Genomic DNA, 21,783 nt, shown 5'->3' on the forward strand with positions numbered 1-21,783 from the left:
ATGGAAGACGAAAAAGCTGTTCCCAGGATTCGGAGTCAGCTCATATCTTCAGTCAGCTTTTCAGTTGGCAAAGTTATGCTGAAAACGGTCCAGTCTGATTCGGTATCACATGTCAGAGTCCCTTGATGTTTTTCAATTATCTCTCTGCAGACAAATAGACCCAGCCCTGTTCCGAGTGTTTTTGTTGTAACAAATGGCTCAAAAATGGAATTGATAAGATGATCAGGAATTCTTGGCCCATTATTCGAAATATCCAATCTTATGTGCCCATCTGAAGTCCATTTGCTTTTAATATGGATGACAGGGTCGCTGCGGTACTGTGTAAGCACATCAATGGCATTGAAGATAATATTAATGAAGACTTGGCGGATTTCATCCGCATAGCCAACCAAAAAGATATCATCTTTTATATCCTGAAGGATTGTAACCTTTCCATCCAGGATACTGGGATATAAGAATATCAGGACTTCATCTATTAATTCATTTAGAGAGAATGTAATTTTTTCTTTTCCGATCAGTTCCTTTTTAGAGAGGAGAAGGAATTGTGAAATTCTAAAATTCAGCTGCTCAAGTTCATTTGAAATGATATCCAAATACTTCATGGAGGGATTTTCGGATTTTAAAAGCTGAATAAACCCTTGTACAGAGGTAAGCGGATTTCTGAACTCATGAATAAAGCTTGAAGTCATTTGGCCCAGAAGAGTTAATCTATCTTTATGGGTGGAATCAATAAATTGTGTTTTTTCCTTAATAATCTGATCTTTGGCATCCGTATATCTGGACACAGCATGATATAAGAATTTATCGAAGCAATAACCGATTCTTTCGTACTGTCTCTGGAGTTCATGAAAATGTATTTCGGAACGATTAAATATATTGAGGACGATTGTTCTTCCCAAGTTGACATTATAAACAAAGTCTCCAATATTACTATCTGCTTTTACTCGCTGTTCAGCGACAGTGTAGGCCAGTTTCTGAATATAGTTTTCCAGTTCTTGCCCGTCTTTTATTAAGATTTGAATAATTAATTGGAACATGGCATCGCCATTATCCTTAATTTTATCTTTAAAAGGGTCATCCTTATTTATGAGGATTTTCTCATTCCATTCACTTAAAAGGTTTTCTTTTTCCGTCAGCAGAAGTTCCAATATGGCATTATTTGTTTCAATCGTCATTTTATCCTCCACTTTTTTGCATAATAACAGTTAACCAATAGATTTCGATAGAATCCGGCAAAATCCTCTGTTAATTTAATGGAAAATATCAGTAATTTTTACCCTGAGGAATAAGGCCAACTTGTGACTAAAAGCACAGTCATTATTTTGTGATAATTGGTATAGTTAAAGAAAAAGGCAGTTTTTTATTTGTAAAATGGTTATTATTTCTTTTATAATATAGAGGCAGGTGTAAATTTACACCAACAACAAAAAGGGAATGAAGCTGCATTGACTAGAGATGAAATTATACTGAAAGTTTCAGATAAGATCCGTCTTATACGTACAGAGGCAGGATACACACAGGATAAAATGGCGGAAATTATTGGTGTTTCAAAAAAGACGCTTGTTCAAATTGAGAAAGGGCGGGCAGAGGCAGGCTGGTCGACAGTGGTAGCCGTTTGTGCTTTATTCAGAGAAACGGAAACGGTCCGGTTTTTGTTTGGAAATGAACCATTAGAAGTTCTGGAAACTATTGCTAGAGAAGGAATTGATTACAGGAAGGAAAAGACTCTTGGCGGAAAACTCTGGTGGAGGGAATTGAAGAGAAGCAACGGTCTGATCCTTCAGCAGAATATCATCAGCCAGCACTACCGGATTATTGATCAGGACCATTTCAGAATTTACAGCAGTTTCGATGAATTGTCTTCTAAAGAACGATTTGAGGAGCTGGCAGCAGAGAATAAAGACCTTCACCAATAATAGCTGAATTCACATAAAAAAGCAGCCTCCGGGCTGCTTTTCTATTTTAAGGGATTTGCGGACTTTCCTTATCCTTAGCTATAAGCACGGGGCAAGGAGCATTCCTGGCAATTTTTGTACTGGTGCTGCCCAGGAACATCTTTTTAATTCCGCCCTTGCCTGAGCTTCCCACAATAATTAAATCTGCATTTTCGGCCGCTGCATATTCACAAATGCTTTCTGCAGAATTTCCCTCAATAACATCGAACTTCGCATTAATGCTGTAAGGCTCAAGAATTTCCCTTGCATTGTAAAAAGTATTGTCTACGCTATGCTTTACTCTTGCGTGTGTATTGGAAGAGGATTCATCATGATAAACAGGAAGAGGAGGGATCTGAATTCCTTCAAGCAGATAGCCATTCGTTCTTACAGGCTCTACCGCTTTTTCATTGTTTATGGGAATATTTTCAACTGTTTCTTCAAAGACCTGAACAACCAGCAGCTGAGCATCAGGGTTTTGTTTAACTAATCCGATTGCCATATTCAAAGCCTGTCTGCTTCCGTCTGTATCATCATAGCCCAATACAATTTTGTTAAAATTCATCAGTGTTCACTCCTTCTTATGGTAAGGAAACTTATTGGTTCTATACCCTCTGCTGAGAAGAGTAAATCATAAAAATACAGCTTGAAAACACAATACCCCCATAAAAAATGACCGGACTCCGTAAATTCTAATGCACATTTTCAGCATAGTGAAGAGTAACATTGGGAATTTCAGGGTATTTTTATATGAACTTCAGAAATTTGCATGGTAACAAATACTATATAAAAACATATTCTTTGAAGTTATGCTGATATCGGTGTAATCTGAAGACTTCCGCACAAATGCAAATTAATCATCAGCAAGAATTTGGAGGAAATATGAGAAAGAAAACTTCAGTTATTAAAAAGTTTCAGTCAACTTGGAATAAGCTTCACTTGACACAGGTATCCATATTGCTTGCATCTACTGTGGTCCTGGCTTTCTTAAGCTTCGTCTATTTTTCATATAAGGATGCGGATATCAGTGCACTCGAAGCAGGGCTTGCACAATCCACAGTCATTTATGACGCTGATGGGGAAGTAGCCAGCAAGATCTCAGCAAATAAAAATGAAGGCATTTCCATAGATCAAATTCCTGATCATATGAAAAATGCAGTTATTGCCATTGAAGACCACCGTTTTTATGAACACGGGGGCATCGATTTAAAAGGAATAGGCAGGGCTTTCTTTACAAACGTGAAAGCAGGCGGAATAGTCGAGGGCGGCAGTACACTTACCCAGCAGCTGACCAAAAATGCGCTGCTGTCTGCAGAAAAAACATACAAAAGAAAACTGGAAGAATTCTTCCTGGCCCTTGAAATTGAAAAGGAATACAGCAAAGACGAAATTCTTCAAATGTATTTAAACCAGGTTTATTTCGGGGAAGGCGCATGGGGGATCAAACGTGCGGCGATGAAGTACTATGGAAAAGATGTTGAGGATCTCTCCATTAGTGAAGCAGCATTGCTGGCAGGGCTGGTTAAAGCCCCATCAGCCATCAATCCTTACCAAAATGAAGAAAAGGCAATTGAGAGAAGGAATACCGTCCTTGACCGTATGAAGGAACACAACTTTATTACTGAAAAGGAATGGGAAAAGGCAAAAAATGAAAAGCTTGTTTTTGAAGACAGCGGCGGTGATCCCTTTAAAGGGAAATACCCATATTATGTAGACGTGGTTCTGGAAGAGGCGATTAATAAATATAATATTTCGCTTGATGAGCTTTTAAGTGAAGGGTATCAAATATATACTGAGCTTGATCAGGATATGCAGAGCAGTGTAGAAGAAACCTACACAAATGATCAATTATTTCCTAAAGGTACTGGAGATCAGCAGGTTCAAAGCGGAGCCGTACTTCTGGATCCAAAGAATGGCGGAATCCGTGCCCTTGCAGGCGGAAGAGGTGAACATACCCTTCTTGGACATAACCGTGCCGTTCATAAAGTAGGCCAGCCGGGATCGACAATGAAGCCGATTGTGCCATACACAGCAGCACTGGAATCGGGCTGGAAGATCACCGATGAACTTAAAGATGAAAGAATGACATTCGGGAAAGATTATGAGCCGAATAACTATAATGGCCAGTTCCGGGGAAATGTGCCAATGTATGAAGCAGTCAAGGACTCCTTGAATGTGCCTGCTGTATGGCTTTTGGATGAGATTGGTGTGGACAAAGGGGTAGATGCGGCGAAGAGGTTTGGCATACCTGAAGAAGCCATCAATCAAAATCTTGCACTTGCTCTTGGGGGCACAAGTGTTGGAGTTTCACCTCTGACCATGGCACAGGCCTATGCTGTATTTGCAAATGGCGGCGAGAGGCCGGAAGCACACTCCATTACAAAAATAGTTGATAAAAATGGAGTCACAGTAGCAGAGTGGAAAGGTGAGAATACAAGAGTCATTTCCAAGGATGTTGCAGATAAAATGACAACCATGCTTCTCGGGGTAGTTCAGCATGGTACAGGGAAGGCTGCCCAAATACCAGGCAGAGAAGTTGCAGGGAAAACAGGCAGTACACAAATGACCATCGAAGGCATTGACGGAGTTAAGGATCAATGGTTTGTCGGCTACACCCCACAGCTGGTTGGTGCTGTGTGGGTAGGCCATGATAAGACAGATGCGAATAATTATCTTACTACCTCCAGCAGTGAAGGCACGGCTCCGATATTCCGGGCAATCATGTCAGAAGCCCTGAAAAATCAGGAAGCAGAGTCATTTAATGTCCCTCATATTGCCGGCCTGATGGAACAGAGGCAAAGGGAGCAGCAAAGAAAAGCATGGGAAGACAACATAAAAAAAGAAACAGAGAAGATAAAAGAAAAAATTGAAAAAGAAAAAGAGAAATGGAAAGAGAAATGGAATAAAGGGAAAGAAAAACACAAGGAAGAAGATAAAGATAAAAAGAAAGATAAAGAAAAGAAGAATGATTAATACATTTTACGAGTACAGTGAAAAGCTGTACTCTTTTTTTTAAGGAGGTAATCTACCATGGCAGAACAATTTTATGATGAATTAGCTGAAGAGTATCACTTAATATTTGAGAATTGGGATCGTTCCATTGCCAGACAGGGCGATGTACTGGATCAACTTTTATCGGCAGAAGGCATAAAAAAAACATCATCTTTATTGGATTGTTCTTGCGGAATAGGGACTCAGACATTAGCTCTCGCCAAAAAGGGGTACAAAATAACTGCATCAGACATTAGCGGAAAGTCTATCTTAAGGGCAAAAAGAGAAGCAGAGCTGAGAAAACTGTACATCCCATTTTTTCATGCAGATATGAGGTCATTGTCATCTGTGCACAGTGAATCTTTTCATGCCATTATCTCGATGGATAACGCCTTGCCGCACCTTATCACCGAAAGAGAATGCATCAAGGCACTTAAAGAGGTTTACAGTATACTCAGCGAGAAAGGCATTTTTCTCTTTTCTATCAGGAATTATGATGAAATACATAAAGAAAGGCCAACATCCACATTGCCTGCAAAAAGGGGTCACACCATAACCTTTCAGCTTTGGGATTGGCATCAGAATTCTGATATATATAATTTGAGGCATTTTACAATGATTGAAAAAGACGGGACCTGGTCTGTGTCAGAAAGACTTTCTCAGTATAGGGCCTACAGAAAGGAAGAGTTAAACAATTTTCTGCGCAAAGCTGGGTTTCGGCGGGTCAAATGGCTCCTCCCTGAAGAGTCTGGATTTTATCAGCCAATTGCCATTGCATATAAATAAATAAAGTTTGTTTTCGCCAGGTTTATTGCTTTTTCCTCTTATTTACTGAGTTGATTGGAGCGGAAGGTGCGAGATCCTCGAAAATGCATTCACATTTTCTTCGTGCGGTGTTTACACAAGGAAGCTTATTCACGGTCCTGCGGGAGTAGCAGGACAGGTAAGACCCCGCAGACGCGGAGCGTCGAGGAGGCTTACCGCCTGCCCCGCGGTTCGCTGAGCAGCCTGGAGCGGAAATCAACGGACAACATTGATGGCTGAAAAACAGTAATATATACGAAAAGAGCCAAAAAAAAGGCCATTCGGCCTTTTTTAATAGAAATAATTTAGAATAACCAGCTGATTAGTGCTCCAATTACCACAATCGCTCCAACTACCATAAAAATTGTACGTATCATTTATTTTCACTCCATTCACTCTGCAATAAAATAGTCAATTATAGCTGAATTGTTTCAGCTGTATTGATTAAACGTTTTTCTGACATGCGAAGTACAGAAACATGGTTGCTGCACATGTCTTTGATATGCTCCAGATGGTTCTGGACTTCAGTTCCTTCCACAATGATTTTCAGACTCGTTTGCGGTTTCACTGTTAAAAGGAAAGACACTAATTTAGAAAGGTTTGAGGCATCCACCGCTTTGTGTTTGCTGTAGAGATAAGTGGTGCCTTCAAATTGTTTTGACGCCTGGTAAATTTCAAGCATTTTCTTCATAGTGAACTTGTTTCGAACTAATACATTACTAGAAATAATTTCTTTCATTTTAAAAATCTCCTTTTAAAAAAGTATTTTATATATTAATGGATTAATGATGTGGTTGTACTATGGAATTACCCCGGTAATCACAACCGTAAACCACCCGGGTTTCAAGAGTGAATAATTACCTTTTTTAATTCATACGTATTTAGGGGTTGAGGCACCATCAGTCTGCAGAAGGAGATAAAAACCATCAAAAGCCGCTTTATCAACTGCTTGTGGCAATATATAGTAGAGATATAAACAGGGAAACTGAGGTAAAAGGGATGAAGAAATTCAAAGGAATTTTTAAAAATGCCAATTATGTGAAATTATTTTTCGCCAACTTTACTTCTCAGATGGGCAGCACGATTGGTTTAACAGCATTTATGTTTTATTTGCTGGATCGTTTCTCGGAACAGCCTTTTTATGCCACATTAACTGAATTGATGTTCTCTGTTCCGACCCTGGCGGTGTTTTTTTTAGTTGGAGTGTTTGCGGATAGGATGGATCGCCAGAAAATAGCTTATCATTGTGATTGGATCAGCGCGTTATTATCCATTTTGCTTTTACTGACTATTATTATTGGCTGGATGCCGCTGGTATTTGCAGTATTGTTCCTGAGGAGCGCCATTCAGAAATTCTTCTTTCCAGCTGAACATGCAATGATTCAAGGCATATTGAAAAGTGAAGATTATACAACTGCTGCAGGCCTTAATCAGGTCGTGATGAGTCTTTTCATGCTGTTCGGAAACGGCCTTGGCATTTTTGCCTACTGGACAGTGGGAGTATACGGTGCGATTGTAACTGATGCACTTACCTTTATCATCAGTGCATTATTAATAAAATCCTGCCGTATACCTGAAGAGGTCCGTCTGCCAAATGGCGCTCATGGATTTAAAGACCTGAATATCCCGCTTGTTTTCAAGGACTTTAATCTGGGGATAAAATATATTCTCCAGCACAAATTGTTATCTGCTTTACTTGTTGGCTTCTTCGTTTTCGGAGTGGTAAACGGCGGATTTTCAGTCATGCCTATTTTTATGCTGAAATACAAACTCGAGCCGCAATCCTATGAGGAATACTCAGTCCTGCTCGGAATAACATTTGGGGTTGGCGTTCTTATTGGCAGCTTTGTGGCCTCTTTGCTTACTCAAAAATTCAAACTTTATCAGCTGATCATTGCCGGATTGCTGTTATCCGGAATCTTCATCATTGCTGCCTCTTTTGCAGAGAACACGTTTATTTTCCTATCTTTATTATTTGCTGCAGCTTTCGGACTCCCTTTAGTGAACATCGCAATTGGCGGCTGGATGCCAAGTATTGTTGATCCGAAGATGATGGGAAGAGTACAGGGGTGGATAAGTCCGCTGATGATGCTTTCACAATCCATAACACTCGGATTTATTGCTGTCAGCTTTCCGGGGTTCCTCAGAGTGGAAATGCTTTATTGGATGGTAGGCGGCTGTTTAGCACTTGTCGGTGTTTTTTACAGCATCGTTCTCCCGGGATTAACGAAAAAATCAGAAAAAACAGGTGAAGCACATTCTTTGGAACAGACTGGTGCAGTATAATGTAATAAAAGGCAGAAAAGCCCCTATAACAGGGGCTTTTTATGTATAAAAAATAATTTAAAGAATAATGAACCTTTTCATCTCTTGAACGTCTTATGAGTGAAATAAACAGAAAACAATGGGATGATAAGAAGAGAGGAAAGAAGCTGATGGAGGAGAAAGACCTTATAGCAAGTGCCAAACGAGGTGATCAGCTCGCTTTTGCCATGCTTTTTAAAAATAACTATCCCTTTCTGGTTAAATACTTAATCAAAATTACAATGAATCCCGATGCAGCTGAAGAGCTTGCTCAGGAAACAATGGCCAAATGTGTTGAAAAAATCGGACTTTTTAATGGCAAATCAAAATTTTCCTCCTGGCTGATAACCATTGCGACAAATTTGTATATTGATCAGAAGCGAAAGTCGAAAAGAGAGAAGAGCTGGAAAGCACAGGAAGAGGTTTTCAGACGCTTGAAATGGCATCTTGAAAGCCGAAATGAAGAATGGAATGATGCCTTGTCTGCTTTGGGAAAACTAAAAGACGAGATTAGGATACCTATTGTTCTTAAACATTATTATGGCTACTCGTATGAGGAAATAGGAAAAATGATGAACATATCTTCAGGCACTGTCAAATCTAGAGTGCACAATGGAATCATGTCTGTAAGAGAGGAGTTGAAGCTACATGGTGAACAGGAAAGTGCTGCAGCTGGAACAAGATCATCAAGATGAGCAATTATTGGCTGCAGTTAAGGAAATTGAAGACGGATGGGAAACGCTGGAAGAAAACGTCCCGGTATATACACCTGATCTGCAATTTTTTGAAAACTTAGTTGCAGAGCAAAAACAGGAAATGAAAAGGAAATTGATCAGGGAGTTAGCTATCTTCACTGTTGCAGCACTCCTCATTGTAACTTCTGTATTATTCATGCTGTATCAGGTTCCGTCTGTATTTTTTATTCTGCAGGGAGTTGTCACAGTTTTTATTATGGCCTATAGCACAGTCAGCTTCGTGAAACAGGTGAATGGCACATGAACAGCGAAGAAATATCTCTTCCGTTGCTGATTATTGTGGGAGTCATCTTAATAGCACAGAGTACGTTCCTATTTCTTGATGCAAGAAAGCACGGCCACAATTATTGGCTATGGGGAATTATCGGTTTAATTCAGGCGCCAATGCCGACGCTGTTTTACTTGATTTTCGTCAGAAAGATCTGGCAGAAAAAAGATTAATTGAGGGATGGAAGGATGAAAAAATTAAAACAGATGCTGCTTCTTGCAGCCGGTGGCGGCCAGCTTCTCGGGATTGTCATGCTGTTTATTAATATGAAGGCTGCAATTATGTTTTATATTTTATATGCTTTAATGATTTTTGCATTATTTATTGTGCTGATAGCTGAGAGAAAAAGAGAAAAAGAGGAGGAAGAACAAAATGATTATCGTGACTACTGATACGGTATCCGGAAAAAAGATTAAAGAGATTAAAGGGTTTGTAAGGGGGAGTACCGTCCAGACAAAGCATATAGGAAAAGATATTCTGGCAGGATTAAAAACAATTGTAGGCGGAGAAATTGGCGAATATACTGAAATGATGGATGAAGCCAGACAGAAGGCAATTGGCAGAATGGTTGAAGATGCAAAGGCAAAAGGGGCCAACGCAATCATTGGAATGCGGCTGCAAACCTCAGCGGTTATGCAGAATGCTGCAGAAATCATAGCCTATGGGACTGCAGCAATAATTGAAGAATAGCAGGAGAAGAACCAGCTGACATAGTTAGCTGGTTTTTTAATGTCTTTAATAGGGAAAGGATGAATATTTGGCAGAAAATACTTGAAAAGAAACTAGTGAATTTTTTGTGATATTATAAGCATTTTTCGCTGAAATCCTTTACAATAGAATGAAACTTCTTAAAAACAAAACTAAGAAAAATGACACTTGAATGTGGATTGGAGTATATATGCTATATTACCGTACGTATGTGAAAGATGAGTCCCTGCCATGGGTTACCTTTGTTCATGGTGCAGGGGGCAGCTCTGCAATTTGGTATAAACAAATGAGAGAGTACAAAAAGCATTTCAATGTTCTGCTGGTAGATCTGCGGGGACATGGTCAATCAGGAAAGGGCACCTGGGAAGAAGGAGATCATTTTACAGAGGTTTCTCAGGATATAGTGGATGTGCTCGATCATCTTCATATTACAGACTCCCACTTTGTCGGAATTTCGCTGGGGACTATAGTGATCCAGACAATCGCGCAGAATCATCAGGAAAGAGTAGCTTCCATGATTTTGGGCGGTGCCATTACTGAATTGAATTGGCGCACAAGGTTTTTGATAGCCATTGCGAATTTGACTAAGTATATCCTGCCATATATGCTGCTTTATAAGCTTTTTGCGTGGATTATCATGCCAAAAAGAAACCACCTTGAATCAAGACATGCCTTTGTAAGGCAGGCAGCAAAAATGTGCCAAAAAGAATTCATCAACTGGCTGTCCTTAACAAAATCGGTTAATCCGTACCTGGGAAGAATCCAATCCAGCATTTCTCACATTCCTACCCTTTTTATTATGGGACAGGAAGACCACTTGTTTATTAAGTCTGTAAAAAGCATTGCCCAAAAAGCTAAAACAGCTACAGTCAAAATCATTACAGATGCAGGACATGTATGCAACATCGACAAACCTGATGCCTTTAACAGGATAACCATCGACTTCATCAACAGGCAAAAAAGAAGATTGGCTTCATAAAGGATCCCGGCGGATCCTTTTTTTAAATGCTGTTTTACAAGGTTTATTGATTTTTTGTATTTTATTTACTGAGTTGATTGGAGCGGCAGCCTGGAGCGGAAATCAACGGACAACATTGATAGAGGAAAAACAGCACTTTATACGAAAAGAGCCTTTATAATAAATAACAGAAAATTTTTAAAAGTAGGTAAAAAGCTGATTGACTTTTAGTGTAAGCGGTGATAATCTTACCAATATGGAAAAAAATGAAAAGGAGGGCTACAAAATGATCTTAATTCATCATCATCAAACAACAACACAAAAATTAAAATCTGTAACCTCTCCTTTAGAACAATATTAAAATGTAAACAGGATCTGCCTGCACATTTTGAAGGAGCACAGGTTACATTTCGTAACGTGGGCTCTTTTGTCTCTTAAGACATATCGCATGCCGCGGTATGTCTTTTTTTCGTCTAATTCTCAAATATCACCAATAGGAAATTCAGGCATTGCCTGTTTCCATATATTTCAATAGCGGCTGTTGTCGGCAGCCGTAAAAAAGGGAGGAAAATTTTATGAATGCAGTAAGAATGAAAAGAAAAACAATTTTGCCGGAGGATCTGGATGGAGGCTAGTTATGTATTTGCTGCTGGTTTTTGTATGAAAGCTCTCTTTAGAAACGTGAGCTTCATACCGGAAAGGGGAGAGATCGTTGTTTTCGATTTTAGGAAAATTAAGCTGGTTTTTTAAAGAAAACTGGAAAAGGTATACAATTGCCATTTCTCTGCTGATAATTGTCGGAATCCTTGATGTTATGCCTCCAAGGCTTGTAGGGATGGCAATTGATGATATTCATCTTGGTCAAATGAGCAGTGCTAAAGTAATGGAGTACCTTGGTTTATTGGCAATCATCACAATCGTGTCCTATGCAATCACTTATATCTGGATGTACCAGCTTTTTGGAGGGGCATTCCTGGTAGAAAGAAAACTGCGTTCACAGTTTATGGGGCACCTATTGAAAATGACTCCAACATTTTTTGAGAAAAACCGGACCGGTGATTTAATGGCCAGGGCAACAAATGATTTAAAAGCTATTTCGGTAACGGCCGGTTTCGGAATATTAACACTGGTGGATTCCAGCGTCTTCATGCTGACAATATTGTTTACGATGGGGTTCCTGGTTAGCTGGAAACTAACTTTTGCAGCAATATTGCCTTTGCCTATCATGGCCTATCTGATAAAAATTTACGGGAAGAAGATTCATACGCGGTTTATGAGCGCACAGGATGCCTTCGGGGAACTAAATGACCGGGTTCTTGAATCTGTTTCGGGAGTTCGGGTGGTGCGCGCTTATGTTCAGGAAAGAGCGGATCAGCAGCGTTTCCATGAACTCACTGAAGATGTATACAGCAAAAATATTGAAGTGGCCAAAATTGATTCACTATTTGAGCCGACGATAAAAGTGATTGTGGGCCTAAGCTATCTGATAGGACTTGGATACGGTGCTTATCTTGTTTTCCACCAAACCATCACCCTGGGCCAGCTCGTGTCCTTTAATGTGTATTTAGGCATGCTGATTTGGCCAATGTTTGCTATTGGAGAATTAATTAATGTCATGCAAAGGGGAAATGCATCCCTTGACCGTGTACAGGAAACATTGTCCGCTAAGCAGGATATTGTGAATCCTGAAAACCCGTCTATCGTTGAAGTTCCTGAGAATGTTATCTTCAAGGATGTTCATTTCCAATATCCTTCCTCAAAAACGGCTAATCTCACAGGGATTAAGCTGCATATTGAACGCGGGGAAACGCTGGGCATTGTAGGAAAAACAGGAAGCGGAAAGACCACTTTTATAAAGCAGCTATTAAGAGAATATCCGTCAGGCACAGGGAAGCTTGCGATTGCAGATGTTCCGATTGAAGAACAGGAGCTTGAAAGAACGAGAGGATGGATCGGGTATGTTCCACAGGATCATGTTCTTTTCTCGAGGACTGTTAGAGAAAATATCCTTTTTGGAAAAGAGGATGCAACTGAAGAGGATATGCAAAAAGCGATTGATTTGGCAGCTTTTCGAAAAGACCTTGAACTTCTGCCGGAAGGGCTTGAAACAATGGTCGGTGAAAAAGGAGTGGCCTTATCAGGAGGGCAAAAACAGCGGATTTCGATTGCACGTGCCCTTGTGAAGGATCCGGAAATTCTGATACTTGATGACTCTTTATCAGCCGTTGATGCTAAAACAGAAAAGAAAATTATTGATAATATCCGGACTGAGCGCAAAGGAAAAACGACAATCATTACGACACACAGAATGTCAGCAGTCCAGCACGCCGATCATATTATCGTCCTTGATGAAGGCATGATAGCAGAAGAAGGCACTCATGAGGACTTGATGGCTATGGATGGATGGTACAAGGAACAATTTTTGAGGCAGCAGGCTCAAACATCTGCTGAAGAGGAGGTGCTTTCATGACCACAGGAAAGCGGTTATTCAAATATGCACTTCATTATAAAAAAATGATTATTGCGGCATTGCTGATGCTTACAGTCGCTGTGGCAGCAGATCTGGCAGGGCCTTTCATCGCGAAGAAGATGATTGATGACCATATCCTTGGCATAGAATCTGTCTGGTATCAGACAGAAGGCGGAAAAGATGCTGTGGAGTATGATGGCCAGTTTTACAAAAAGGAGCAAAATATTGATCAGGGTGAGCGGAAAATTGATCAGGCCCGCATCTTGCAGGCTGGCAGCCAATTCGTCTTTATCAGGGGTGATATTGCTTTTGATGGAGAGCGAACCTTCAAAGAGGGCAAACTCTATATTGAAAAAAGCGGCCAAACCGAAACCTATGCAGGGAAGGCATTGACTGGTGAAGAATTAATGCTATTCTATTCACCCGAGATTCCTAAGATTGTTCAGCTTTTGGCCTTTTACTTTGGATTACTGGTTATCGCTGCATTTTTTCAGTACGGCCAGCGTTTTTTTCTGCAAAAGTCAGCAAATAGGATTATCCAGCAAATGAGAGAGGATGTCTTCGGGCAGATTCAAAGGCTTCCAATCAGTTATTTTGATAATCTTCCGGCAGGCAAGGTGGTTGCTCGCATAACCAATGATACCGAAGCCATCCGTGAGCTTTATGTGACCGTATTGGCAACCTTTTTTACAAGTGCCATATATATTTCAGGTATTTATATCGCTTTGTTTATTTTAAATGCCAAGCTTGCTGCGATATGTTTAATCCTGCTCCCGATTTTATATGTATGGGCGATTGTGTACCGTAAGTATGCATCAAAATACAATCATGTAATCCGTTCCAGGGTAAGTGATATAAATGGCATGGTGAATGAATCGATTCAGGGAATGAATGTTATCCAGGCGTTTGGCCGCGAAAAAGATACACAGAAGGATTTTGAAAAGCTGAATACAGAGCATTTTACCTTCCAAAATAAACTTCTGAGCCTGAATTCACTTACATCGCATAACTTAGTGGGTGTGCTGAGAAATGTGGTTTTTGTTGCATTTATCTGGTACTTCGGAGGAGAGTCGCTCAATGCGGCAGCTGTCATTTCACTTGGGATGCTATATGCTTTTGTTGACTATATTAACCGCCTGTTTCAGCCTGTGCAGGGCATTGTCAACCAATTGGCCAATCTCGAACAGGCATTGGTTGCCGGTGAACGAGTCTTCAAACTGCTTGATGAAGAAGGCATTGATATCAGTGATAATAAAATATCCCGCTATAAAGGGAATGTTACTTTTGATCATGTTCACTTCGGCTATAAGGAGAAGGAATATGTGCTGAAGGATCTTAATTTTGAAGCAAAGCACGGGGAGACAGTTGCGCTGGTTGGCCATACCGGCTCAGGGAAAAGTTCGATCATGAATCTTCTTTTCCGTTTTTATGATTGCCAGGAAGGGAAGATTAGGATCGATGGAATGGACATAAAACAGATTCCAAGGCAGGAGCTCAGAAAGCATATGGGCATCGTCCTCCAGGATCCATTTTTGTTCACCGGGACCATTGCTTCCAATGTCAGCCTTGATGATCCTGAAATATCGCGGGAGAAAGTGGAAAAAGCCCTGAAGGATGTCGGAGCAGATAAGATATTTCAGCATCTTGAAAAAGGTTTTGATGAGCCGGTTATCGAGAAGGGGAGCACGCTCTCCAGCGGGCAGAGGCAGCTCATTTCGTTTGCTCGTGCCCTTGCTTTTGATCCGGCCATCCTGATTCTGGACGAAGCAACATCAAGCATAGATACTGAGACAGAATTAATTATCCAGGAAGCCATGGACGTGCTGAAAAAAGGAAGAACCACCTTTATCATCGCCCATCGGCTTTCGACAATCCGAAATGCTGATCAAATCCTCGTTCTGGATAGGGGCAGGATCGTTGAAAAAGGTAACCATGATGAGTTAATGGAGCAAAAGGGCAAATATTATCAAATGTATCAGCTCCAGCAGGGGTCAACACTTGCAGGATAGAGGGAAGCGCCGGATGGCGCTTCTTTTTTATTAATGGTTTTATCCCACTAGGAATTTTGTTCAAAAAAAATTCATTACTCAGACACACAATAGTACTGGTATAAAGAAATTGTAATCCGGTATTCATGATAATCTTAAGCTATCACACAGATCTGGAGGAGATTTTTATGGAGGAATTTTCTATTACCTTAGTGATAGCAAGTATTATGGTGCTTGGATACTTTATTGGGTATACAATTGTAAAAGCATAGCTGCCGGCTGATCCAGCCAGGCAGTTTTTTTATTGTAGAGGAAACTATAAGATTGAACGGTGAGAATAACTCTGTGGAAGAGTGTTTGCATCTAGCTCCAGCGCCTACCCCCTCGGGGCCACAAGACGAGCCGCGCAGAAAGGTAAAGAACACCTTCCCGAGCGGCTCGTCTTGTGCATGTCGGGGGTGAGCAAGGAGCTTCCGCTTTTGTTTTGCTCATTTTTATCATTAAATTTTGAAAATAAGGGAAAAGAATATAAAGGAATCATAATAATCATTTAAGGAGGTATGAAATTGGCTGATTTTAGAATTGAGAAAGATACTCTAGGCGAAGTGAAGGTGCCAGCTGATAAATATTGGGGAGCCCAGACACAGCGGAGCAAGGATAACTTTAAAATCGGCATTGAAAAGATGCCGATGGAAGTAATTTATGCTTTTGCCAAGGTAAAGCGTTCTGCAGCAGTAGTCAACAACAGGCTTGGGAAGCTCTCCCATGACAAGATGGAAGCTATCACAGCAGCTTGTGATGAAGTTCTAAACCATAAGTTTGACAGCCACTTTCCTCTGGCTGTATGGCAGACAGGGAGCGGCACACAATCAAATATGAATGTAAACGAGGTTGTCGCCAAAAGGGCGAATGAACTGCTGGCCGAGAAAGGGGTACGGGATAGTAAAGTGCATCCAAATGATGATGTCAATATGTCTCAAAGCTCTAATGATACATTTCCGACTGCCATGCATATCGCAGCTTATACGGAGGCGGAGCAAAAGCTGCTTCCGTCATTAAAGGAATTAATAAGGACGGTTAAATCGAAAGAAGAGGCCTTCAAATCAATCGTCAAAATAGGCAGGACTCATTTGCAGGATGCAACACCTCTTACATTGGGTCAGGAAATCAGCGGCTGGCGTGCCATGCTTGAAAAGAATGAAAAGATGCTGATGGACGCAATGCAGTATCTGCTTGACTTAGCCATTGGCGGTACAGCAGTCGGAACGGGCATTAATGCAGAGAAGTCATTTGGACCTGAAATGGCAAACGAAATATCCAGACTTACAGGCTATTCATTCCGTTCGTCTGACAATAAATTTCAGGCCCTGACCAGCCATAATGAAATTGTCCATGTTCATGGGACATTGAAGGGGCTGGCAGCAGATTTGATGAAAATAGCCAACGATGTCCGCTGGCTGGCAAGCGGGCCGCGCAGCGGAATTGGGGAATTATCGATCCCGGCAAATGAACCAGGCAGTTCAATCATGCCTGGCAAAGTAAATCCGACACAAAGCGAAGCCCTTACAATGGTGGTTTGCCAGGTATTTGGAAATGATGCATCCATTGGATTCGCAGCAAGTCAGGGGAACTTTGAATTGAATGTGTTCAAGCCTGTTATTATCTATAATCTTCTCCAAAGCATCAGTATTCTTGCAGATGGAATGGCCTCTTTCAATGAAAAATGCATGATGGGACTGGAGGCTAATAAAGAAGTGATTAATGGCCATGTTGAGAGATCACTAATGCTTGTAACGGCACTCAATCCGCATATAGGTTATGAAAAGGCAGCGGAAATTGCCAAACTCGCATTCAGAGAGAATACAACCTTGAAAGAAGCAGCCTTAAAAACAGGGTATATCACGGAAGAACAATATGAGAATTGGGTTGTGCCCGAAAAGATGGTCTAAATAAAATGGCCCCCCTTTCAAGAAGGAGGGCCAAAGCCATATTTATTCAATTGTTGTTATCTTGCTTTATTAGAAAGAACCGCCGCCAAGCTGTTGTTCAGCCATTTGAACAAGGCGTTTTGTGATTTCTCCCCCAACAGATCCGTTAGCACGGGAAGTTGTTTCTGCACCAAGGTTTACACCAAATTCAGTAGCGATTTCGTACTTCATTTGATCAAGTGCTTGAGCTACTCCAGGTACTAGTAACTGGTTTGAGGAATTGCTTCTGCTAGATGATTGGTTGTTCATGTGATTTCCTCCTCGAAATATAAGTGTATTGGTTTTTGGCTGGGTTAGCTGGAATTGCACCAGCGCAAGGATTTTATCCTGCTCCACTGCCTGGCGTAACCCATCGGTTTTTACTGCGGATGCTTGATGCCGCTGTGTTTACTCTCTATTATGTTTGATTTATAAAAGTTTATTCTTTCAAGAAATCGGGAATTTTTTCCTGATAAAATTCACTGATTAAGAGTCTTACATAACGAAGATTAAACAGACAAATCATAATAAATATCAGCAAAGAAAACGAAAGTGAGAGGATTGGAATGGCTATTTGCCCAGTCTGCAACGGCTTTGAGAAAATCGAATCAGCCTGCAGCTCCTGCGGAAGCAGGATGGAGGACAGTGGAAGAGTAATGGACTTTTACGATGATTATAGTGCCTATATGCCAATTGACCAGATGAAAATGGAAGATGGCTATCCCCGGGATTATCAGCAGGAGGAATGTCCCCACTTGCTGAAGTGTCCATCATGCGGTCATGATTCGGTGAAATTTATCAAAGAGTAGAAAGAAAATAGATGGCGGCAGCACCTGGTGACGGCTTGGCGGATGCTGACAGTATTAAAAAACCCCGTCAGCTTTGACGGGGCTTCAATGTTATTCTTTTTCAGAACGGATTCTTCTTTCATGGTCTGCATCAAAGAAGTGCGCTTTGTTCATATCGAAAGCAAGCTCAAGGTTTTGGCCCGGCTTAATATCAGTGCGGGAATCCACGCGTGCTACGAAATCCTGGCCTTCTATGCTTGAGTAAATCATTGTTTCAGCACCAGTCAGTTCGGAAACGTCAATGCGGGTATTGATTTTTGAACCGGCAGATGCATCAATAAATACCGGCTCATCGTGAATGTCTTCCGGACGAATGCCAAGGATAATGTTTTTGCCTGTATAACCCTGTTCCCGAAGAACCTTCATTTTACCTTCAGGGACTGCAATCTGAGTTTTGCCAATAATAAATTTGCCGTCTTCAAGCGTACCGTTAAAGAAGTTCATGGCAGGTGAGCCGATAAATCCGCCTACAAAAACGTTTTCAGGCTTTTCATAAACTTCTTTTGGTGCGCCAACCTGCTGAATTACTCCATCCTTCATAACAACAAGGCGGGTAGCCATTGTCATGGCCTCTGTCTGGTCATGTGTTACATAGATAGTAGTTGTTTGAAGACGCTGGTGAAGCTTGGCAATTTCTGCACGCATTTGAACACGAAGCTTTGCATCAAGGTTTGATAGAGGCTCGTCCATGAGGAACACCTTTGCATCACGGACAATCGCACGGCCTAAAGCTACACGCTGGCGCTGTCCGCCAGACAATGCTTTTGGCTTGCGGTCAAGGTAAGGCTCCAGCCCCAGAATTTTTGCTGCTTCTTTAACTCTGCGGTCGATTTCATCTTTTGGAAACTTGCGAAGCTTAAGGCCGAAAGCCATATTATCGTACACGGACATATGCGGATAAAGTGCATAGTTCTGGAAAACCATTGCAATATCGCGATCTTTTGGAGGAACATCGTTGACACGCTTCTCATCGATATAGAAGTCGCCTTTTGAAATTTCCTCAAGACCTGCAATCATACGGAGAGTTGTGGATTTACCGCAGCCGGAAGGGCCGACAAAAACAATAAATTCCTTATCTTTAATATGAAGGTTAAAATCTTCTACAGCTGTTACTTTATTATCATAAATTTTATAAATATTATCGAGTTTTAATTCTGCCATCAGGGTAACCTCCCAATAATCTTTTTCTTAATTACAGTTTAATGGATACGAGTGTTTTCCCATATGGCCAAACTGCACAAAAAACTGAAAGCGTTTTTATGCAATGTGCTCAAGTCAGGTTTGCTCAATCAGCAAACAGGCTAAATAAACAGTCAGCGCGCTGTTAAAGTCCTTCAACTGAATGCCGGTCTTCTCTGTGAACTTATCAAGCCTGTACTGCAGAGTATTCCGGTGGATGTACAATTTTTTCGCCGTTAATGAAACGTTGGAGCTGTTCTTTAAAAACACTTTTATGGTGTGCAGGAGTTCAGGGTCTTCTTCCAGTAAAGAAAGGCGTGAAAGCAGGCTCTTTTTTAAAAATACATCCAGATGCCCAGTGATAAGGGAGGGGAAGAGCTTTTCAAAATTCAGCACTCTTTCAGCTGGAAGCAATGAGGAAGCCTGCGCGAATAGAAGCTGTTCTTCTTTAAAAAGCTTGTGTAATTGTGTCCCCGCCTTATTCGGAATGCCAATGTAAAAGGCTGTATTTACAAAAAAATCACTTTCCAAAGCATTGGAAACAGCAAGGAATTCTTCTTCGGCAAGAGAGTCTTTACCCTCTTCAATGATGACCCCTGTGGCTTCCCCGTTCCATAAAATCGTTATGTCCTTTTCGAAAAAACCTCTAAAAGCAGCTTCCATATCCTCACGTATCCATTCGCCCTCAGACATTTTGAACTGAACCAGCCTGTATGGAACATCTTTTGCGTATGATGGGTGATCCCCATTTAAAAATAAGTATTGAAACCAGGCTTGCGCAGCAGGGGCAAGGTGAATGGAACTGTCATGGAATTCAAACAAAGTTTTCAATACCATCAGACTATCCCCAGATACCTCTTGAACTGGAATGCCAAGCCATTGGCCTGACTCTTCATGATGAAACCAGTACAAATCAGAATTAAAGCTAAAATCAGGTTTTTTAAATTGAAGTTGAGAGCCCGGATACCGGTCATGTAATTTGTTTAACATATCTTTACCCTTTGGTTTGATAATTTTTTGTGTTTCTTATATTATAGCAGTTATAATTTAATTGAAAAAATTAACTTAATCTGTGAATGTTTCTATAAAGGGAATTGAGAGTGTGAGGAGTGAGACTCATGGAATATACACCTGAAATGAAAAACCGCTTGAAAAGGCTGGAAGGCCAGGTGCGGGGTGTGATCCGAATGATGGAAGAAGAAAAACACTGCAAGGATGTTGTTACACAATTATCTGCTGTCCGTTCTGCTGTTGACCGTGCAATGGGATATATTGTAGCTAAAAACCTGGAGACATGCATCCGTGAAGCAAACAATGAAGGCAAAAATGCGGAGGATGCAATCCAGGAAGCTGTGAATATGATTGTGAAAAGCAGATAACCAGAAAAGCGGAAGGCGCCCGCTTTTTGGCGCCTGGAGCTAGATAGTTATCTAACAGTACAATAAATTCAATTTAATCTCTATAAAAGGCACCTGAATTCAGGTGCCTCTTATTTTTACTCAGCCTCATATGGAGGTTCTTCCTCATGCAGTTCCCTGGCTTGTTCGATATTAACATCACCGCCGCGCCCATGGACGGAGCCTCCGGAAAGACCCTCGTTTATGATCCTGTCTATATCCATATAAGCTTTGTCCCTGCCTTCATAATGGACGTCCTCTGAAACCCTGCGTTTTTTATCCATGTGTCAATCGCTCCTTTAGATGTAATATCCTGGCGGGATTATTTTTCCAAAAGAGCTTTATCGTCATGCATGATTTCTCTAGTTTTTTTCTTATTCCTGGCTTTTTTTCGTATAAATTGCTGTTTTTCGCCTTTTAATGTAGCCCGATGATTTCCGCTCCAGGCTGCTCAGCGAACCGCGGGGCGTGCGGTGAGCCTCCTCGGCGTATGCGCGTCTGCGGGGTTTCACCTGTCCCGCTACTCCCGCAGGACGTTGAATAAGCTTCCCTGAAAAAACACCGCACGAAGAAAATGCGAGAGCATTTTCGAGGATCTCGCACCTTCCGCTACAATCAACTCATTATATCTGCAAAAAGCAACAAACTTTGTGAAAAATGCTTATTCATACACATGAAATAACATCAATTCATGAATTTGGGATTTCAGGTCCTCCTCCTGTCCGGCAGGATCTCCGGATGTCCATTCAATTTTTCCGTCTGGATGATAGATGCCGGTAACTTTTTGCTTTTTGAAGTAAAAAGAAAATGTCCATCCCGGCAATTGTTTGTTTTCATATAAAGGTTTGAATTGAAAGTGTGTCAGCATTAGGATTCCTCCAGATGTTGTAATATCCCGTTTAACGTTCCTGAAAAAGGGAATGGAACAGATGTAGAAACATTTTAACATTAAAAGGAGGCAAAAAGGATGAAAAGAAACAACAAATTTATGATGTCAGCCATGGCCCTTGGAGCAGCTTATTTAATGAGAAACCCCGAGTCACGCCAAAAGCTTAAAGACCAGTTTAAATCTTTTGCCGGAAGTGCCTCTAAAAAAAATCGGGTTAAGACAGCGAAAAGCCCTGTAACGACTTATTAATTCTTTGTCAGGGACACTTGTAAAAAAATCGCATAGAAATAGCCGTGCACGCTGTGGGTGCACGGCTATTTTTA

At 41.0% G+C, this 21,783-nt stretch carries 24 protein-coding genes; 16 read left to right on the forward strand and 8 right to left on the reverse strand.

Features of this window, described 5'->3' with window-relative positions; genetic code table 11:
- Nucleotides 1-35 precede the first annotated feature (35 nt).
- Complete coding sequence (locus NAF01_RS06375) at nucleotides 36-1,175, reverse strand: histidine kinase N-terminal domain-containing protein (protein ID WP_197245350.1); 1,140 nt, start codon at nucleotides 1,173-1,175, stop codon at nucleotides 36-38.
- A 270-nt stretch (nucleotides 1,176-1,445) separates the two neighbouring features.
- On the opposite strand from NAF01_RS06375, the gene NAF01_RS06380 reads away from it, so the two are divergent.
- Nucleotides 1,446-1,916 carry a helix-turn-helix transcriptional regulator gene (locus NAF01_RS06380; protein WP_048009313.1) on the forward strand — a complete coding sequence of 157 codons (471 nt, stop codon included), beginning with the start codon at nucleotides 1,446-1,448 and terminating at the stop codon, nucleotides 1,914-1,916.
- Nucleotides 1,917-1,962: 46 nt separating this feature from the next.
- Here the strand turns inward: NAF01_RS06380 and NAF01_RS06385 are convergent, their stop codons facing one another.
- A complete protein-coding gene (locus NAF01_RS06385) occupies nucleotides 1,963-2,499 on the reverse strand; it encodes a universal stress protein (RefSeq protein WP_048009312.1) in 537 nt (178 codons plus the stop codon).
- A 317-nt stretch (nucleotides 2,500-2,816) separates the two neighbouring features.
- Between NAF01_RS06385 and NAF01_RS06390 the strand changes: the two genes are divergently transcribed.
- Nucleotides 2,817-4,907, forward strand: coding sequence for a transglycosylase domain-containing protein (locus NAF01_RS06390; protein WP_197245352.1), 2,091 nt, complete (start codon nucleotides 2,817-2,819; stop codon nucleotides 4,905-4,907).
- Between the two features lie 57 nt (nucleotides 4,908-4,964).
- Complete coding sequence (locus NAF01_RS06395; protein ID WP_250801972.1) at nucleotides 4,965-5,711, forward strand: class I SAM-dependent DNA methyltransferase; 747 nt, start codon at nucleotides 4,965-4,967, stop codon at nucleotides 5,709-5,711.
- A gap of 433 nt (nucleotides 5,712-6,144) precedes the next feature.
- Here NAF01_RS06395 and NAF01_RS06400 read toward each other — a convergent pair whose 3' ends face one another.
- On the reverse strand, nucleotides 6,145-6,468 hold the full coding sequence (locus NAF01_RS06400) for an HPr family phosphocarrier protein (protein ID WP_197207770.1): 324 nt from the start codon (nucleotides 6,466-6,468) through the stop codon (nucleotides 6,145-6,147).
- 260 nt (nucleotides 6,469-6,728) lie between these two features.
- Here NAF01_RS06400 and NAF01_RS06405 point away from each other — a divergent pair, with 260 nt between their 5' ends.
- The 10 genes from NAF01_RS06405 (at nucleotide 6,729) to fumC (ending at nucleotide 17,129) form a co-directional block, all read left to right on the forward strand.
- Nucleotides 6,729-8,015 carry an MFS transporter gene (locus NAF01_RS06405; RefSeq protein ID WP_250801973.1) on the forward strand — a complete coding sequence of 429 codons (1,287 nt, stop codon included), beginning with the start codon at nucleotides 6,729-6,731 and terminating at the stop codon, nucleotides 8,013-8,015.
- Nucleotides 8,016-8,164: 149 nt separating this feature from the next.
- Nucleotides 8,165-8,728 (forward strand): RNA polymerase sigma factor SigY, encoded by a 564-nt coding sequence (gene sigY, locus NAF01_RS06410; RefSeq protein ID WP_048011860.1) that lies wholly within the window; start codon nucleotides 8,165-8,167, stop codon nucleotides 8,726-8,728.
- Complete coding sequence (locus NAF01_RS06415; protein WP_048011861.1) at nucleotides 8,682-9,032, forward strand: YxlC family protein; 351 nt, start codon at nucleotides 8,682-8,684, stop codon at nucleotides 9,030-9,032. Before sigY ends, NAF01_RS06415 begins: the two co-directional genes overlap by 47 nt.
- Nucleotides 9,029-9,229, forward strand: coding sequence for a hypothetical protein (locus NAF01_RS06420; protein WP_048011862.1), 201 nt, complete (start codon nucleotides 9,029-9,031; stop codon nucleotides 9,227-9,229). The genes NAF01_RS06415 and NAF01_RS06420 overlap by 4 nt, the downstream gene beginning before the upstream one ends.
- A gap of 15 nt (nucleotides 9,230-9,244) precedes the next feature.
- The gene (locus NAF01_RS06425; protein ID WP_048011863.1) at nucleotides 9,245-9,448 is read left to right on the forward strand and encodes a hypothetical protein; all 204 of its coding nucleotides are present in this window, start codon (nucleotides 9,245-9,247) and stop codon (nucleotides 9,446-9,448) included.
- Nucleotides 9,429-9,746 (forward strand): YbjQ family protein, encoded by a 318-nt coding sequence (locus NAF01_RS06430; RefSeq protein WP_250801974.1) that lies wholly within the window; start codon nucleotides 9,429-9,431, stop codon nucleotides 9,744-9,746. The genes NAF01_RS06425 and NAF01_RS06430 overlap by 20 nt, the downstream gene beginning before the upstream one ends.
- Nucleotides 9,747-9,954: 208 nt before the next feature.
- Entirely contained in the window at nucleotides 9,955-10,743 is a 789-nt protein-coding gene (locus tag NAF01_RS06435; protein WP_250801975.1) for an alpha/beta fold hydrolase, read from the forward strand.
- A gap of 691 nt (nucleotides 10,744-11,434) precedes the next feature.
- Nucleotides 11,435-13,192 (forward strand): ABC transporter ATP-binding protein, encoded by a 1,758-nt coding sequence (locus NAF01_RS06440; RefSeq protein WP_197214563.1) that lies wholly within the window; start codon nucleotides 11,435-11,437, stop codon nucleotides 13,190-13,192.
- Nucleotides 13,189-15,201, forward strand: coding sequence for an ABC transporter ATP-binding protein (locus NAF01_RS06445; RefSeq protein ID WP_250801976.1), 2,013 nt, complete (start codon nucleotides 13,189-13,191; stop codon nucleotides 15,199-15,201). The genes NAF01_RS06440 and NAF01_RS06445 overlap by 4 nt, the downstream gene beginning before the upstream one ends.
- A gap of 539 nt (nucleotides 15,202-15,740) precedes the next feature.
- Nucleotides 15,741-17,129: a class II fumarate hydratase gene (fumC, locus tag NAF01_RS06450; RefSeq protein ID WP_197245369.1), complete on the forward strand. Its 1,389-nt coding sequence runs from the start codon at nucleotides 15,741-15,743 to the stop codon at nucleotides 17,127-17,129.
- A gap of 69 nt (nucleotides 17,130-17,198) precedes the next feature.
- Here fumC and NAF01_RS06455 read toward each other — a convergent pair whose 3' ends face one another.
- Nucleotides 17,199-17,417: an alpha/beta-type small acid-soluble spore protein gene (locus NAF01_RS06455; protein ID WP_035326833.1), complete on the reverse strand. Its 219-nt coding sequence runs from the start codon at nucleotides 17,415-17,417 to the stop codon at nucleotides 17,199-17,201.
- 296 nt (nucleotides 17,418-17,713) lie between these two features.
- Between NAF01_RS06455 and NAF01_RS06460 the strand changes: the two genes are divergently transcribed.
- Entirely contained in the window at nucleotides 17,714-17,956 is a 243-nt protein-coding gene (locus tag NAF01_RS06460) for a hypothetical protein (RefSeq protein WP_048012079.1), read from the forward strand.
- Between the two features lie 90 nt (nucleotides 17,957-18,046).
- On the opposite strand, the gene NAF01_RS06465 is transcribed toward NAF01_RS06460, so the two are convergent.
- Complete coding sequence (locus NAF01_RS06465) at nucleotides 18,047-19,156, reverse strand: ABC transporter ATP-binding protein (RefSeq protein ID WP_076262477.1); 1,110 nt, start codon at nucleotides 19,154-19,156, stop codon at nucleotides 18,047-18,049.
- Between the two features lie 114 nt (nucleotides 19,157-19,270).
- The gene (locus tag NAF01_RS06470) at nucleotides 19,271-20,164 is read right to left on the reverse strand and encodes a PucR family transcriptional regulator (RefSeq protein ID WP_250801977.1); all 894 of its coding nucleotides are present in this window, start codon (nucleotides 20,162-20,164) and stop codon (nucleotides 19,271-19,273) included.
- Nucleotides 20,165-20,292: 128 nt separating this feature from the next.
- Here NAF01_RS06470 and NAF01_RS06475 point away from each other — a divergent pair, with 128 nt between their 5' ends.
- The gene (locus tag NAF01_RS06475; protein WP_035326844.1) at nucleotides 20,293-20,553 is read left to right on the forward strand and encodes a metal-sensitive transcriptional regulator; all 261 of its coding nucleotides are present in this window, start codon (nucleotides 20,293-20,295) and stop codon (nucleotides 20,551-20,553) included.
- A gap of 116 nt (nucleotides 20,554-20,669) precedes the next feature.
- Here the strand turns inward: NAF01_RS06475 and NAF01_RS06480 are convergent, their stop codons facing one another.
- Both NAF01_RS06480 and NAF01_RS06485 read right to left on the reverse strand, forming a co-directional pair.
- A complete protein-coding gene (locus tag NAF01_RS06480) occupies nucleotides 20,670-20,855 on the reverse strand; it encodes a hypothetical protein (protein ID WP_197198740.1) in 186 nt (61 codons plus the stop codon).
- A 377-nt stretch (nucleotides 20,856-21,232) separates the two neighbouring features.
- Nucleotides 21,233-21,439 (reverse strand): YheE family protein, encoded by a 207-nt coding sequence (locus tag NAF01_RS06485; protein ID WP_197207761.1) that lies wholly within the window; start codon nucleotides 21,437-21,439, stop codon nucleotides 21,233-21,235.
- Nucleotides 21,440-21,538: 99 nt separating this feature from the next.
- Between NAF01_RS06485 and NAF01_RS06490 the strand changes: the two genes are divergently transcribed.
- On the forward strand, nucleotides 21,539-21,709 hold the full coding sequence (locus NAF01_RS06490) for a hypothetical protein (protein WP_169799746.1): 171 nt from the start codon (nucleotides 21,539-21,541) through the stop codon (nucleotides 21,707-21,709).
- Nucleotides 21,710-21,783 lie beyond the last annotated feature (74 nt).

The sequence above is a fragment of the Cytobacillus firmus genome, assembly GCF_023657595.1.
GTDB classification, from domain to species: domain Bacteria; phylum Bacillota; class Bacilli; order Bacillales; family Cytobacillaceae; genus Cytobacillus; species Cytobacillus firmus_B.

Coding starts and splice junctions, on each gene's coding strand:
- NAF01_RS06375 (WP_197245350.1), bottom strand. CDS start 1,175: ATGACGATTGAAACAAATAATGCCATATTGGAACTTCTGCTGACGGAA.
- NAF01_RS06385 (WP_048009312.1), bottom strand. CDS start 2,499: ATGAATTTTAACAAAATTGTATTGGGCTATGATGATACAGACGGAAGC.
- NAF01_RS06390 (WP_197245352.1), top strand. CDS start 2,817: ATGAGAAAGAAAACTTCAGTTATTAAAAAGTTTCAGTCAACTTGGAAT.
- NAF01_RS06395 (WP_250801972.1), top strand. CDS start 4,965: ATGGCAGAACAATTTTATGATGAATTAGCTGAAGAGTATCACTTAATA.
- NAF01_RS06400 (WP_197207770.1), bottom strand. CDS start 6,468: ATGAAAGAAATTATTTCTAGTAATGTATTAGTTCGAAACAAGTTCACT.
- NAF01_RS06405 (WP_250801973.1), top strand. CDS start 6,729: ATGAAGAAATTCAAAGGAATTTTTAAAAATGCCAATTATGTGAAATTA.
- sigY (WP_048011860.1), top strand. CDS start 8,165: ATGGAGGAGAAAGACCTTATAGCAAGTGCCAAACGAGGTGATCAGCTC.
- NAF01_RS06415 (WP_048011861.1), top strand. CDS start 8,682: ATGGTGAACAGGAAAGTGCTGCAGCTGGAACAAGATCATCAAGATGAG.
- NAF01_RS06420 (WP_048011862.1), top strand. CDS start 9,029: ATGAACAGCGAAGAAATATCTCTTCCGTTGCTGATTATTGTGGGAGTC.
- NAF01_RS06425 (WP_048011863.1), top strand. CDS start 9,245: ATGAAAAAATTAAAACAGATGCTGCTTCTTGCAGCCGGTGGCGGCCAG.
- NAF01_RS06430 (WP_250801974.1), top strand. CDS start 9,429: ATGATTATCGTGACTACTGATACGGTATCCGGAAAAAAGATTAAAGAG.
- NAF01_RS06435 (WP_250801975.1), top strand. CDS start 9,955: ATGCTATATTACCGTACGTATGTGAAAGATGAGTCCCTGCCATGGGTT.
- NAF01_RS06445 (WP_250801976.1), top strand. CDS start 13,189: ATGACCACAGGAAAGCGGTTATTCAAATATGCACTTCATTATAAAAAA.
- fumC (WP_197245369.1), top strand. CDS start 15,741: ATGAAATTGGCTGATTTTAGAATTGAGAAAGATACTCTAGGCGAAGTG.
- NAF01_RS06455 (WP_035326833.1), bottom strand. CDS start 17,417: ATGAACAACCAATCATCTAGCAGAAGCAATTCCTCAAACCAGTTACTA.
- NAF01_RS06460 (WP_048012079.1), top strand. CDS start 17,714: ATGGCTATTTGCCCAGTCTGCAACGGCTTTGAGAAAATCGAATCAGCC.
- NAF01_RS06465 (WP_076262477.1), bottom strand. CDS start 19,156: ATGGCAGAATTAAAACTCGATAATATTTATAAAATTTATGATAATAAA.
- NAF01_RS06470 (WP_250801977.1), bottom strand. CDS start 20,164: ATGTTAAACAAATTACATGACCGGTATCCGGGCTCTCAACTTCAATTT.
- NAF01_RS06475 (WP_035326844.1), top strand. CDS start 20,293: ATGGAATATACACCTGAAATGAAAAACCGCTTGAAAAGGCTGGAAGGC.
- NAF01_RS06480 (WP_197198740.1), bottom strand. CDS start 20,855: ATGGATAAAAAACGCAGGGTTTCAGAGGACGTCCATTATGAAGGCAGG.
- NAF01_RS06485 (WP_197207761.1), bottom strand. CDS start 21,439: ATGCTGACACACTTTCAATTCAAACCTTTATATGAAAACAAACAATTG.
- NAF01_RS06490 (WP_169799746.1), top strand. CDS start 21,539: ATGAAAAGAAACAACAAATTTATGATGTCAGCCATGGCCCTTGGAGCA.